This is a genomic window from Kitasatospora sp. NPDC051170, from assembly GCF_044455705.1.
Classification (GTDB): domain Bacteria; phylum Actinomycetota; class Actinomycetes; order Streptomycetales; family Streptomycetaceae; genus Kitasatospora.
In genome coordinates, this window is sequence record NZ_JBITFA010000001.1 from 537,726 (window position 1) to 550,781 (window position 13,056).

Here is a 13,056-nt window from a genome sequence, read left to right on the forward strand (position 1 = left end):
ACGCGCGGTGCGGGCCCCTCGGCGTTTCGGGCATCCCGGCCCTGGGCAGGTGAGCGGCTCTCCTGCCCAGGCCGGGCCCGGTGGTTCACTTCGAGGGTGGCTTGGTGCCGTCGGGCCATACGCAGGGGGAGACGAATCCCATGGTCAGGGTGGTGTTCCAGTCGCCGCCGGCGTCGATGCTGCCGTCGAAGTCGTCCTTCGGGTTGTGCATGAGGATGCTGCGGGAGTCGCTGCTGGTGACGGTGAAGCCGGCCTGGAGGAGGTGCTCCCGGAAGGCGTCGAGGAGCGCGGTGCGGTGGTCGGCCGGGACGTCGCGAAGGTAGCGGGACGTGACGGCTTCGGTCCGGCCGTCGTATTCCGAGGGGGCGTCGTTCTTGAAGCACGACGCGTCGGAGTCCCGGTCCGGGACGACGGTGACGGGCTTGGGCAGGGCGGCGAGGGTGTCGGTGAAGTACGACTCGGTGCGCCGCTTCGCCTCGTCGTGGGTGATGGTCGGCCTGTCGTCCGGATGCCCGCAGGCGGCGACGAGCAGGGCCAGCAGCGGGACGGCGGTCCGCAGGACGCCGGGGCGGGGCCGCGTCACTTCAGGGCCCCGGGGGTTCCGGCGATGACCTTGCCGAATTCCTGCACCGCGACCTTCCTCGGAACCCAGTAGTGGCTGTGGTCGCTGTCCCCGGCCTGGAGGTGGTGGGCGCCGAAGCCGGTGTCCATGGGGTCGAGCCCGAAGAGCAGGCTGGTGGCCGGTGCGTAGTGCATCAGGGTGTCCTCGCTGCCCCGGGCGACGTAGACGTGGGACGGATCGATGTTGAGGTCCCTGGCGTGGTCGACGCCGACGCCGGGGCTGCCGACCAGGATCACGTCGTCGACGGGCAGTTTGTGGTCGCGCATGGTGAATCCGACGGCGACGGTCCCGTAGCTGTGGCCCATGATGGTGTTGTGCGAGGGGCCGCCCTCGTGGGTCGTGCGCAGCCCGTTCTGGAAGCGGGCCAGGTCCTTCTCGGCGTTCTCGGCGTACGAGTCCGCCACGGCTTCGGGCAGGCTCTGGGGCGCGTCGTAACCGACCCAGGCGATGGCGGCGGTGGTCTTGCCCCCGTCCGCGGCCCTGGCGGCCTTCACCATCTCGTCCGCCTTGTCCACGTCGCCGCCGGCCGTGGCGAACCGGGAGGTGGTGCCGGGGACGAAGGTGACGACGTTGTCGGCGGTGTCGGGGTTGTTGACGGAGATGAGGGCGCGGCCCTTGCCGTTGGTGTCGAAGCCCATGAGGTAGGCGGGCACGCCGTCGCGGGATTTCAGCTTGTCGCCGTTGAGCCGGCTCTCGATGGTGCCGATCGAGGCGAGCTTCTCCTCGAGGTCCTTCTTCTTGCGGTGCCACTCCTCGTACTCCGGGTTGGAGACCGGCTCGCCCTTGACGGACCCGAGGAGCGGCTTGGGCTCGGGGCCCAGGTGGTCGAGCTGGAGCCGGAGGTCGTGCTTGCTGCGCTCCAGGTTGATCCGGTTGGCCTGGTCGCGGGCGACGACGGGGATGCCGTCGAGGTTGCCGACCTGGTCGGGGTGGTTGAGGATGTAGCGCTGCTGCTGGGCTTCGGTGAGGCTGTTCCACCAGGTCTTGACGGTGTTCGGGTCGGTTCCGGGGGCGGGTGCCTTGTCGAGGGCCGCGACGTCGTTCCCGTCCTTGGTGACGGTGGCCGAGTCCAGTCCGGTGCCGTTGCTCCCGTTCTGGGAGAGGTGGCCGAGCCGTTTCTCGATCTCCGCGTCGGCGTGGGCGGCCTCGTTGAGGGCGGCGGTGATCCGCCTGCTGAGCTCCTTGGCGGTCTCCTCGGCCTTGTCGCCGGCGTAGTTCGCGGAGGTGGGCTCCTTGTCCCAGCTGATGGTTCCGTCCGCGGCGACCGTGAACTTCTTCGCCGCGGCGTCGTCCAGAGCGCTGATCAGGTGGGACTGGGCGGCGGCGAAGCCTTCGGCCGCGTCGGCGAGGGCGCGGCTGATGAAGGAGAGCTCCTTCTTGGCGTTCTCGAGCTTGGTGGTGATCGTGGTGATCTCGGCTGCGGCGCCTTCGGCTCCGACCCCGTTCCACACGTAGAGGCCGAGCCGGTTGGCGACGTCGTGCTGCCAGGACTCGCTGTGCTGTCCGAAGGCGGTGATGAGGGTGTCGTAGGCGGTCTTCGCGGTGGTGATGTTGTTGAGATTGGCGTTCTTGAGGGTGGCGATGTCCACGGCCGTCACCGGTCCTTTCCGGCCGCCGCGGCTCGGCGGGCCTCAGCAGCCGGGGAAAGGTCGGTAGTCAGGACCGTGTTGAACGGATCCTTCACAACGGAGCCGGGACCAGGGCCGGTTGCGGGGTCGCCGGTCAGGGACGTGGACACGTTCTGCTCGGTGCGGCGGTAGGTGGCGGCAGCGGTCGAGAGCTTGGTGCCCGTCGTGCCCATGTCCCCGGCGAGCTTGTCGAGCAGCGTCTTCCAGTTCGCGGCGCAGCTGTGGATCGCCGGCCCGGTGAGCCAGCCCTTCAACCCCGACGCCGCGTTGTCGCTCGGCTCGGTGATCTTCGCCGTCTCGGGGGGTATCAGGCCACCCAGGTGCCGGGCCGCCTGCCCGCAGCTGTCCAGTACGGACGGATTGACGGTGTACCCGGAACGGGAATACGGACTCGGCACGGCTCCCCCTGTATTCGAACTACTGTCCTCAACCGTCAGCATACGTGCCACATACGCCAGGTGACCTTGGATCACCCTGCGAGATCCAGGCCAGTCCCAGCATCCGGGGCGGTCGAGGGCGCGACGTAGCTCAGATGCCGAGCTGGAAAGCGCCCCGAGAATTTGTGGCGTCCGACCCGGGGACAGCTTGTCGGGTCGCTGTCATGATGTTCTCCGGGACGCCACCTACCAGTTGGTAACACACGTCCTGCGACGGATCGTCAGGAATCCGCGAACCTTGGGGGACTCATGCGCACGTGTACGTCCAGGCTGCTCGCCGCCGCCGTCACCGCCGCCCTGGCCGCCACCGCGACGGCCGTCACGGCCGGCTCGGCCTCGGCGGCCGTGCGCTCCTCGGCGAGACCCGCCGCCGCCGCGAGCGACCCGTTCTCCACCTACGACGGCGGCACGCCGCTGGCCTCGCTCGCGCCGGGCACCGTGCTCAAGACCCGGACCCTGCCGTACCACGTCCTGGGTCTGCCCACCCCGGTGACGGCGATCCAGATTCTCTACCGCACCACCGACGTACAGGGCCGCCCGGCGGCCAACGTCACCACCGTGGTGCGCAGCCTGACCGGGGACAGCGGCAGGGCCGTTTCCTACCAGTCCTTCTACGACTCGCTCGACCCGGCGGACAGCCCCTCCCGGGCGGTGGCCGGTGACCTCACCCTCGGCGGGGTGATCCCGAACGCCGAGGCGCTCTTCCTGGTGCCGCTGCTCGCCCAGGGCTACAGCGTGGTGATCCCGGACACCGAGGACCAGAACGCCGACTTCGCGGCCGGGCCGGAGTACGGGACCAACACCCTGGACTCGATCCGGGCCGCGACCGCCTCCCCGGCGACCGGCCTGGACTCCAACACCCGCTTCGGACTGATGGGTTACTCCGGCGGCGCCGTCGCCACCTCCTGGGCGGCCGCGCTCGCGCCGGGCTACGCACCCGAGGTGAACGCCAGACTCGTCGGCTACACCGAGGGCGGGCTGCTGGTGGACCCGGCGCACAACCTCAGGTACGTGGACGGCTCGCTGGTGTGGAGCGGGATCACCCCGATGGCACTGATCGGCGTCTCGCGCTCCTTCGGCATCGACCTCCAGCCCTACCTCAACGACTACGGCCGCTCGGTCTACCGGCAGTTGGAGCACGCCTCGATCGTCGACGTCCTGGGCCACTACCCCGGACTGACCTGGAAGGCGATGGCCAAGCCCCAGTACGCCGACCCCGACTCCATCGCGGACTTCGTCACGGCGGTCAACCGCAACAACCTCGGCTCGGCCCCGACCCCGACCGTGCCCGGCCAGATCGCCCAGGGCGCCGGCGGCATCCTGGAGGGCACCTTCAACAACCCGTCAGGCATCGGCACGGGCGACGGCGTGATGGTCGCCGGAGACGTCCGGGCGCTCGCCCGGCAGTACTGCGCGACCGGCGCCGGCCCGGTCGCGTACCAGCAGTACGACGCCCTCAGCCACTTCGCCGTCCCCGTCGTCTGGGCCCCGCAGGCCCTCACCTGGCTGAACGACCGCTTCGCCGGCCACCCCGCCCCCTCCGACTGCGGCCACATCCCGCCCGGCAACTCCCTCACCCCGGAACAGCCCACCCCGGCCCACTGACCTGTACCGGGGCCCGGCCCGAGCCGGCCGGGCCCCGGGCGGGCGTCAGGTGTCAGGCGTCCGCAACGGCTTCCAACGGGCTCAGCGCGGCGGCCCTCCGGGCCGGGACGGCCGCGGCGGCGACGCCGATGGCGAGGGAGGTCAGGCAGACGAGGAGCAGTGTCCCCCAGGGCACGGTCAGGGTGTACTGCTTGATCGCGCCGTTGGCCAGCGCGCTGAGGGCCCACGCGCTGAACAGGCCGCCGGCCAGGCCCAGGAGGGTGCCGAACGCGGCGACGGTCAGCGCTTCCAGGCGGATCGTCCGGCGGATGCCGGCCCGGTCCATGCCGATGGCGCGCAGGACGCCGATCTCGCGGGTGCGCTCGGTGACCGACATGGCCATGGTGTTCACGATGCCGAGCGCGGAGATGACGGCGCCGAGGCCGAGCAGCCCGTACATCAGGGTGAGCAGGTTGCTCACCGTACCGGCGGCCTCGTGCACGAGATCGGCGCGGTCCTGCACCTTGAGCAGGGGGTTGCTGCCCACGGCGGTGCGCAGGTCGTGCTCGCCCGTGCCGTCCGCGCGCACCAGGATCCGCTGGACGGAGCCCGGCAGGTGGCTCTTCTGCTGGACCTCGCCCCGCGAGGCGAGGACGTCGTGGGCGGCGGGGTTGTCCTGGTAGACGCCGACGACGGTGTACTCGGTGAGGCCCTGCGCGCGTCCGACACGGGCGTTGACCCGGCTGCCCGTGGTCAGACCGGTGCCCTTGGCGACGCCGGCGGACAGCGCGATCCTGCCGGGCCCGAGGTCCTCGGTGGAGCCGCTGAGGAAGTCGAGCTTCAAGACGTCGTGGACGGTGTCGGGGTCGATGCCGGAGACGGTCCGGACGCTGCCGCCGATGACCAGGGTGGAGTCGGCGACGGCGCTGGCGGTCCGCACGCCGGGGGTGTGGGCCACCCGCTGCACGGCCACCGGATCGATGCCGCTCATGGTGGCGTTGGTGCTGATCACGTAGTCGGCGCCGAGCCCGGCCGCGGCCTGGTCGGCGAGGGTCCGGCCGGTGGAGTCGCCGATGACGGCGAGACCGGTGACCATCGCGGTGCTGATCAACAGGGTGGCGGCGGTCGCGGCGGTTCGGCGCGGGTCACGCAGCGCGTTCTGCCGGGCGAGCCGGCCGACGATGCCGGAGCGGCGGGTGCAACGGCCGACCAGCCGGAGCACCGGGGAGACGAGCACGGGGGCGACCGCGATCAGGCCGACGACGAGGAGGCCGCAGCCGAGCACCCCGGTGTTGAGATTGTCCTGGGCCGCGTCCTTCGCGGTGGCGGCGAGGTAGGTCAGCTGGCCGGCGCCGAGCGCGAGCAGGGCCGCTCCGGCGATCGGGCGCAGCCGGGAGCGCTCGGTCTGCTGCGCCTCAGCGCGCAGGGCTTCGATCGGGGCGATCCTCGCGGCCCTGCGGGCGGGCAGCCAGGCGGCGAGCACGGTGACGCCGACCCCGACGAGCAGGGCCGCCGCGACCGGGCGGGGGCCGATCACGAGCGCGCCGGTGGGCAGGTCACTGCTCAGCAGACCCGGCAGCGCCTTCGCGATGCCGAGGCCCGCGACGAACCCGGCCGCCGAGGCGGCGAGGCCGACCAGCAGGGCTTCGGTGAGGAGCGAGCGCACCACCTGACGGCGCGTCGCGCCGATCGCCCGCAGCAGCGCGATCTCCCGGGTGCGCCGGGCGACGAGCATGGTGAAGGTGTTGATGATCAGGAACGAGCCGATGAACAGGGCGACGGCGGCGAACACCAGCGGCAGCTTCGCGTACCCACGGGTCAGTGTCCCGACGTAGACCGCCTGCTGGTCGGCCAGCGCCTGGCCGGTGGTCGCCTCGGCCCCGGCCGGGAGCACCGCGGTGACCTGCTGCGCCAGCGCGTACTGGCCGGCACCGGGCGCGGCGGCGAGGTCGATCCCGGTGTAGTGGCCGGGAGCGGCGAACAGCTGCTGGGCGGTGGCCCGGTCGAACAGGACCAGGGTGCCGGCGGCGCTCACCCGGGTGTCCCCGGTGGTGACGATGCCGACCAGGCGCTTGGTCATGGCCGGGCCGTCGGTGGCCAGGGTGATGGTGTCGCCGAGGCGGAAGTGGCCTGCGGCGGCGGTGCCTCGGTCCACGGCGATCTCGTCGCTGCCGGTCGGGGCGCGGCCGTCCGCGAGCGGGTGGCGGGGATCCTTGCCGTCCTTGCCGGGAAGGTAGGCGGCGCCCAGGTTGGAGCCCGGGTGGACGCGCAGCGGGGTGCCGTCGGCCGCGTTCACGGTGGTGGAGCCGTCGGCGGAGGGCCTGGCCCCGGCGACACCGGGGACGTCGGCGAGTTTCCGCGCGAGCGCGTCGGTGAGCGTGTCCGGTCGGCTCGCGGTGACGCGGACGGCGGTGTCGGCGAAGTCCCGTGTCGCGGCCGCCCGGTAGGCCGCTGCCGTGGAGTCCGCGAAGACGAGGGCGCCGGAGACGAACGCGACCCCCAGACAGACGGCGAGGACGGTCATCAGCAGCCGGGCCTTGTGCGCCAGGACGTTGCGCAGGGCTGTGCTCAGCATGGTCAACTTTCAGGAACGGATGGGACGATGGCCGGTCGGGGCGGGTTCTACCGCCCTCCTCCGTTCAGCCGCGGCATGGCGTCGAGCACCCGGTCCGGGGTGGGGTGCGCCATCTCGTCGACGAGGCGGCCGTCGGCGAGGAAGACCACCCGGTCGGCGTACCCGGCCGCGACCGGGTCGTGGGTGACCATGACGACCGTCTGCCCCAACTCCCGTACGCTGTCGCGCAGAAAGCCGAGGACCTCGGCCCCGGCGCGGGAGTCGAGGTTGCCGGTGGGCTCGTCGCCGAAGACGATCGCGGGCCGGGAGGCCAGGGCGCGGGCGACGGCGACGCGCTGCTGCTGCCCGCCGGACAGCTCGGCGGGCCGGTGTCCCAGGCGCTCGGAGAGGCCGACCATGGCGACCACCCGGTCCAGCCACTGCTGGTCGGGCTTGCGTCCGGCCAGGGCGAGCGGCAGCGTGATGTTCTCCGACGCGGTCAGCGTGGGCAGCAGGTTGAACGCCTGGAAGATGAAGCCGATCCGGTCCCGGCGCAGCTGGGTGAGCTGCCGGTCGCCCAGGCCGTTCAGTTCGGTGGTGCCGACGCGTACGGAGCCGGAGGTGGGGGTGTCGAGCCCGGCGGCGCAGTGCAGGAGGGTGGACTTGCCGCAGCCGGAGGGGCCCATGATCGCGGTGAACTCGCCCTCTCGGAAGCCGACGCTGACCTGGTCCAGTGCGGTGACCCGGGTGTCGCCGCTGCCGTAGACCTTGGTCAGGTCGGCGGTGGCGGCCGCGATGCCGGGCGTCGTGCGGGGCTGGTGGGGGAACTGGGGGGCGACGGTCACGGGTCTCCTCTTCGGGTGCGGAAGCGTGCACCTCGAAGACTGCCGTGCCTCTGTATCCAGCCCTGGGCCGTCGTGTATCGGCGGACGCGCCGCCGTGTATCGGTTGTGCAGCAGCGGGGCCGCGGGTCAGACCGGCAGGCGCAGGGTGGCGACCGCGCCGCCGTCAGCAGCGTTGGCCAACTGCAGCTCTGCTCCGAGCAGTTGAGCCTGCCCGAGGGCGATGGTCAGGCCCAGTCCGTGGCCCGAACCGCGCTCCGCCGTGCCGGTCTGGAAGCGGCGCGGGCCGTGCCGCAGCACCTCGGTGGGGAAGCCGGGGCCGTGGTCGCGTACGACGACCGTGCGGCCCTCGACGGAAACCTCCACCGGGGCGCCCCCGTGCCGGTGGGCGTTGACGACCAGGTTGCCGACGATCCGTTCGAGGCGGCGCGGATCGGTCTCCACCACCTGCCCGGCGGAGATTTCCACCTCGGCGACCTCGGTGTCGAGACCGGTCCGCGCCACCGCCTCGGCCACCACGGCGCCGAGCGGCACCCGGGCGCGGACCGCCTCCTCGGCCCCGGCGTCGAGGCGGGAGATCTCCAGCAGGTCCTCGACCAGGGCCCGCAGATCACGTACCCGGTCGCGGAGCAGGTCCTCCGTCTCACCGGGCGGCAGCAGGTCGACGGCGGCCAGGAGACCACCGACGGGCGTGCGCAGTTCGTGGGCCACGTCGGCGGTGAACCGCCGTTCGGTCTGCAGGCGCCGGCTCAGGCTGTCGGCCATCAGGTCGACCGTCGCGGCGATGTCGGCAACTTCGTCCTGGCCCTTGGTCGGCCCGGTACGGGCGTCCAGGTCCCCGGCGGAGATCCTCCGCGCGGTCTCGGAGACCAGCCGCAGCCGCCGCGCCAGCAGCCCGGCCGCGTAGACCGCCAGCGGCGTGGCCACCGCGAGCGCGACCAGCGAGGCCACCGCCATCGCCGCGTCCAGCCGGGGCAGGCCGGAGAGCTCCGGACCCATGTTGACCTCGAACGCGAGCACCGGACTCCCCGGACCGCCGGTCCGCTGCGCCGCCCAGACCATCGGCCCGGCCACAACCACGTGCCGGTCGCCGTCGGCCGGATCGCGCAGGACGGCGGGCAGGCCGGCCGGGTCGAGCATCGCCCCGTCCGCCAGCGTGCCGGTACGGCGGTACGTCTCCATGGCCGAGTACACGGAGTTGAAGGCCCGCGCGTGGGCCCGGTTCCGGATGTCCTGGTCCGTCCACAGGTGCACCAGCACGCCGACCGCCACCGCGACCAGGCAGGCGGTGGCTGCGGCCAGCGCCGCGATCTTCCAGCGCAGGGACGCGCGGGCCGGCCGCAGCCGGTGCAGCGATCGCATCGCCTCAGCGCCTGAGCTTGTAGCCGAAGCCGCGGACCGTCTCGATCCGCTCCCGCCCGAGCTTGCGGCGCAGCCGCTGCACGCACAGGTCCACGACCCGGCTGTCGCCGTCCCAGCCGTAGTCCCAGACGTTGCGCAGGAGGGTGTGCCGCTCCAGCACGATCCCGGGACTGGCGGCGAACTCCAGCAGCAGCTTCAACTCGGTCGGGGTCAGCGCCACCTGGCTCCCGGAGACGGACACCTCCAGCGCGGCCGTATCGATCACCAGGTCTCCGAAGGCCAGGACCTCCCCCTGCGCGGGCTGCTCCCCGCCCCCCGCCGGCCCGGATGCGCGGGCAGGCGCGTAGGCCGCCCGCCGCAGCAGCGAACGGATGCGCGCCACGAGCACGAAGGTGTCCACCGGTTTGACCACGTAGTCGTCCGCCCCGGCCTCCAGACCCGCGACGACGTCGAGCCCGTCACCCCGCGCCGACATCATCAGCACCGGCACCAGGCTGGTCTCCCGCACCCGGCGGCACAGGCCGATCCCGTCCAGGCCGGGCAGCATCACGTCCAGGATCAGCAGGTCGAATTCCTCGTCTTCCTCGTCACGGAACAGCTCCAGCCCGGAGAGCCCGTCCGCCGCGACCCTCACCTCGTACCCGTAGCGCTCCAACGCGACCGCGAAGGACCGCCGCATCAGCTCGTCGTCCTCCACCAACAGCACGCGAACCGGAGACGAAGCCACCGGGTTGGACGAGGACACGGACGGACAGCCCCTCTCGGACGTTCAGGTGCGACGCGGCGCGGCCCCGCCTGCTCACGGCGCCGGCGAACCGCAAGGAACGATACGGCACACACCGGGCACAACAACCACGCCCGAAACCCGAACGGAGACGATCGCCTCCATGGAGCCTCTCCACCTGGTGGCCGGGCAGGCCGAGGCGACATCGAACAGCCTCGGCCTGCCCGGCCGGCCAGTGCCAGATCGACGTCGTGACCGTACCGACCTCCCCCGTCTCCCCCGGGCGGCAGGTCACCCTCGCCCCGACCTCACCGCCCCCATCCCACTCCACGCTCCAAGTCCTCTCTGCGAAGCATGAGTTGACGCCAAGGAAGGTCGCAGGCGAAACGACACCCGCGAACGCCTCGTCAAATCCTCACATTCTCTGGGGGAAGCTCTGCGGACACGAGAGCAAGGCGGGGCCGGCCGGGTGGGCAAGACCCAGGCGGACGCCGACTACGCCCACACCGCCTGGCACGACCGCGAGATGGACGTGCTGGTCCGGCAGGTGTGGCCCCGGATGTGGCGCGGCCCGCCGCCCGCCGGCCCAGGTGTGCCGACCGAAGTTCGGCCGGCGCGGACGGGGGCAACGAGGTTGGTCGTCAGCGCCGTCCTTGCCGGTGGCGGCTTTGCGGGGAGGGCCACTGGTCTGCCTATGCTCAGGCCCATGGCACTGGAATGGGAACAAATCATGGTCGACTCCGCCGACCCGATCGCGCTCGGGCACTGGTGGGCCGAGGCTCTCGGCTGGGTTGTGGTCGACGAAACCGAGGAGATCATAGAGATCCGGCCTGAGCCGGACCGGATGCCGGGACTGCTCTTCGTGACCGTCCCGGAGGGCAAGACGTCGAAGAACCGGCTCCACCCCGACTTCCGCCCCGACGACCAGGAGGCGGAGGTCGCCCGGCTGCTCTCCCTCGGTGCCCGGCGCGTCGACGCCGTGCAGGACGGGCAGCACTGGGTGACCCTCCTCGACCCGGAGGGCAACGAGTTCTGCGTCCTGAGTGCTCCCAGGAGCTGAGCGGGGGCCAGGGCATCGCGACACCGCGGCGCACTGCGGCGGCTTCTGCGCCGGGCCGGGTCGAGCACCGTCATGAGAGGCTGCTCGACCCGGTCCGGCACACGGCGGGACCGGATCGCCCCGGTCAGCCCGTATGACAGAATTCCCGGCTGTGACCATTCGGCTACTGCTCGCGGACGACCAGGAGATGGTCCGCCGCGGCATGCGGCGGATCCTCGAGAATCAGCCGGACATGGAGGTGGTCGGCGAAGCCGCGGACGGCGTCGCCGCCGTGGAAGCGGCGCGCCGGCTCCGGCCCGACGTGGCGCTGGTGGACATCCGGATGCCGCGCATGGACGGCCTGGAGGTGGTCCGCCTCATCGCCGGCCCGGCGGCGGCGAACCCGATCAAGGTGGTCGTCGTCACCACCTTCGACCTCGACGAGTACGTGTACCCGGCGCTGCGCCACGGCGCCTCCGGATTCCTGCTCAAGCGCTCGGGCCCGGCGCTGCTGGTCGAGGCGGTCCGGGCCGCGGTCGCGGGCGACAGCCTGATCAGTCCGTCCGTCACGGTCCGGTTGCTCAAGCACGTCACCGGCGCCCGGCCGGGCGGCCCGGCCCTGGTCGAGCCGCTCACCGACCGGGAGACGGAGATCGCCGGAAAGGTGGCCGAGGGGATGACCAACGCCGACATCGCCGGGGAACTGTTCATCTCGGCGGGCACGGTGAAGACCCATGTGGCCAGCATTCAGCGCAAGTTGGGCGTCAGGAACCGGGTCGGAATCGCCGTGCGCGCCTTCGAGATGGGATTTGCGACCGGTCGATTGGCCGAGTGAGGGATTCCTTCGGCCCGTGGCGTGGGTGCCGACCGGCCGTCGTGCGGACAGGTCCGAGGATCTACCGAACGGCAGATGCCTGATCGGTGGTCATCTGCCCGAGGGCGTACCGGTTCTGCGCCGTGCGTAGGCTCGGCCCCGTGCAGACCGAACTGATGCCTGACTCGCGTCGCCGCCGCACGGTGTGCGCGACGGCGACGATCCTGGTCGCGGCTCCGGCGGCGATCGCCCCACCGAGTGTGTGGCTCGTGGCCCTTGTCGCCGTCCTGGCGATGACGGTCGCGATACTGCGCCGGCCGCTGGGCCCGGCCTCCCCGGTCCTGGCGGCCGGCCTGGTCGCGGCGTTCTCGATCGCGGTCGACATCGGCTACGCCGGTCGGCAGGGGCTCGTACTGCCGTGGCTCCCCTTCGAGTTCGCGTCCGTGCTGGTGCTGGTCGGGCGGGTGATCCGGCGGGCGGACGTCCGCCGCGCGGCGGTGGTCGGCTCGGCGCTGACCCTGACACTGCTGGCGCTCCCCCTGCGCTTCACCCTCCGGCTGCCCCATGCGGTGCTCGCGCCTTCCGTGGTCGCCGTCGCGATGGCGATGTTCCCGGCGGCCGGCGCCGTGGGCGTCGGGCTCTACCTGCGGGCGAACGACGACCGCCGGGCCCGCGCGGTCCAGCGGGCCCGGCGGGAACAGCGGCTCGAAGTGGCGAGGGACCTCCACGACTTCGTCGCCCACGAGGTGACCGGCATCCTGCTGGAGGTGCAGGCGGCCCAGGTCGAGGCGTACGACGAGGAGCAGGTCGGGGAACTGCTGAGCAGGCTGGAGGCGGCCGGCCTGCGGGCGCTGGACTCGATGGACCACACCCTGCGGACCCTGCGCGACCCGGAGACGTCGGCCGCCGCCGAACCGCCGCCGACCAGGGTCCGCAGCCTCGCCGACCTGCCGGAGCTGGTCGACCGCTTCCTGGCCTCGGGCGTCATCGGCGGCGCCCTCGACCTGGAACCGGGCCTGGCCGGTACGGCGCCGCGCGAGATCGAGGACGCGACGTACCGGGTCGTCCTGGAGGCACTGACCAACGTCCGGCGGCACGCCCCGAGCACCGACCGGCTGGAGGTGGAGGTGGTCCGTACCCCCGGCCCCGCCCTTCGAGTGACCGTCACCGACAGCGGACGCCAGGGCGGCTCCGGCGGCCTCGCGGCCCGCCGTCCCGATGGCGGCGGCACCGGCCTGGCCGGCCTGACCGAGCGGATCACCGCCCTCGGCGGCGACCTGACGGCCGGCCCGCACGCCGGGGGCTGGCGCGTCCGCGGCGTGCTGCCGCTGCGTCCCGACCTGACGGACAAGACGGACAGGGTCTGACAGGGCGGGCCTGACCGGGTCAGCGCGTCAGGCCCGAAACCCGGGCGGCAATATCTGCCGAACGGCAGATGGCAGCCGGGCGC

At 72.3% G+C, this 13,056-nt stretch carries 11 protein-coding genes; 4 read left to right on the forward strand and 7 right to left on the reverse strand.

Annotated features, from left to right (window positions below; genetic code table 11):
* Positions 1 to 85: 85 nt before the first annotated feature.
* The 3 genes from ACIBCA_RS02470 to ACIBCA_RS02480 are packed head-to-tail and all read right to left on the reverse strand — an operon-like array spanning position 86 to position 2,699.
* Positions 86 to 583, reverse strand: coding sequence for a hypothetical protein (locus tag ACIBCA_RS02470; protein WP_396280920.1), 498 nt, complete (start codon positions 581 to 583; stop codon positions 86 to 88).
* Positions 580 to 2,211, reverse strand: coding sequence for an alpha/beta hydrolase (locus ACIBCA_RS02475; RefSeq protein ID WP_396280921.1), 1,632 nt, complete (start codon positions 2,209 to 2,211; stop codon positions 580 to 582). Before ACIBCA_RS02475 ends, ACIBCA_RS02470 begins: the two co-directional genes overlap by 4 nt.
* Positions 2,212 to 2,216: 5 nt before the next feature.
* Entirely contained in the window at positions 2,217 to 2,699 is a 483-nt protein-coding gene (locus ACIBCA_RS02480) for a hypothetical protein (protein ID WP_396280922.1), read from the reverse strand.
* Between the two features lie 237 nt (positions 2,700 to 2,936).
* Here ACIBCA_RS02480 and ACIBCA_RS02485 point away from each other — a divergent pair, with 237 nt between their 5' ends.
* On the forward strand, positions 2,937 to 4,292 hold the full coding sequence (locus ACIBCA_RS02485) for a lipase family protein (RefSeq protein WP_396280923.1): 1,356 nt from the start codon (positions 2,937 to 2,939) through the stop codon (positions 4,290 to 4,292).
* A 52-nt stretch (positions 4,293 to 4,344) separates the two neighbouring features.
* On the opposite strand, the gene ACIBCA_RS02490 is transcribed toward ACIBCA_RS02485, so the two are convergent.
* From ACIBCA_RS02490 to cseB, 4 genes are all read right to left on the reverse strand, one after another.
* Positions 4,345 to 6,846 (reverse strand): ABC transporter permease, encoded by a 2,502-nt coding sequence (locus ACIBCA_RS02490; RefSeq protein WP_396280924.1) that lies wholly within the window; start codon positions 6,844 to 6,846, stop codon positions 4,345 to 4,347.
* A 47-nt stretch (positions 6,847 to 6,893) separates the two neighbouring features.
* Positions 6,894 to 7,670: an ABC transporter ATP-binding protein gene (locus ACIBCA_RS02495; RefSeq protein ID WP_396280925.1), complete on the reverse strand. Its 777-nt coding sequence runs from the start codon at positions 7,668 to 7,670 to the stop codon at positions 6,894 to 6,896.
* A 126-nt stretch (positions 7,671 to 7,796) separates the two neighbouring features.
* Positions 7,797 to 9,029 (reverse strand): ATP-binding protein, encoded by a 1,233-nt coding sequence (locus ACIBCA_RS02500; protein ID WP_396280926.1) that lies wholly within the window; start codon positions 9,027 to 9,029, stop codon positions 7,797 to 7,799.
* A gap of 4 nt (positions 9,030 to 9,033) precedes the next feature.
* A complete protein-coding gene (gene cseB / locus ACIBCA_RS02505) occupies positions 9,034 to 9,774 on the reverse strand; it encodes a two-component system response regulator CseB (RefSeq protein WP_396280927.1) in 741 nt (246 codons plus the stop codon).
* Positions 9,775 to 10,459: 685 nt separating this feature from the next.
* On the opposite strand from cseB, the gene ACIBCA_RS02510 reads away from it, so the two are divergent.
* The 3 genes from ACIBCA_RS02510 to ACIBCA_RS02520 all read left to right on the forward strand — a co-directional run bounded on the left by ACIBCA_RS02510 (position 10,460) and on the right by ACIBCA_RS02520 (position 12,973).
* The gene (locus ACIBCA_RS02510; protein ID WP_396280928.1) at positions 10,460 to 10,813 is read left to right on the forward strand and encodes a VOC family protein; all 354 of its coding nucleotides are present in this window, start codon (positions 10,460 to 10,462) and stop codon (positions 10,811 to 10,813) included.
* 151 nt (positions 10,814 to 10,964) lie between these two features.
* On the forward strand, positions 10,965 to 11,627 hold the full coding sequence (locus ACIBCA_RS02515; RefSeq protein ID WP_396280929.1) for a response regulator: 663 nt from the start codon (positions 10,965 to 10,967) through the stop codon (positions 11,625 to 11,627).
* Positions 11,628 to 11,767: 140 nt separating this feature from the next.
* Complete coding sequence (locus tag ACIBCA_RS02520; RefSeq protein WP_396280930.1) at positions 11,768 to 12,973, forward strand: sensor histidine kinase; 1,206 nt, start codon at positions 11,768 to 11,770, stop codon at positions 12,971 to 12,973.
* Positions 12,974 to 13,056 lie beyond the last annotated feature (83 nt).

What these genes read in the sequence shown, in the direction of transcription:
- ACIBCA_RS02510 (WP_396280928.1), top strand. Translation starts at nt 10,460, where the DNA reads ATGGCACTGGAATGGGAACAAATCATGGTCGACTCCGCCGACCCGATC.
- ACIBCA_RS02485 (WP_396280923.1), top strand. Translation starts at nt 2,937, where the DNA reads ATGCGCACGTGTACGTCCAGGCTGCTCGCCGCCGCCGTCACCGCCGCC.
- ACIBCA_RS02490 (WP_396280924.1), bottom strand. Translation starts at nt 6,846, where the DNA reads ATGCTGAGCACAGCCCTGCGCAACGTCCTGGCGCACAAGGCCCGGCTG.
- ACIBCA_RS02500 (WP_396280926.1), bottom strand. Translation starts at nt 9,029, where the DNA reads ATGCGATCGCTGCACCGGCTGCGGCCGGCCCGCGCGTCCCTGCGCTGG.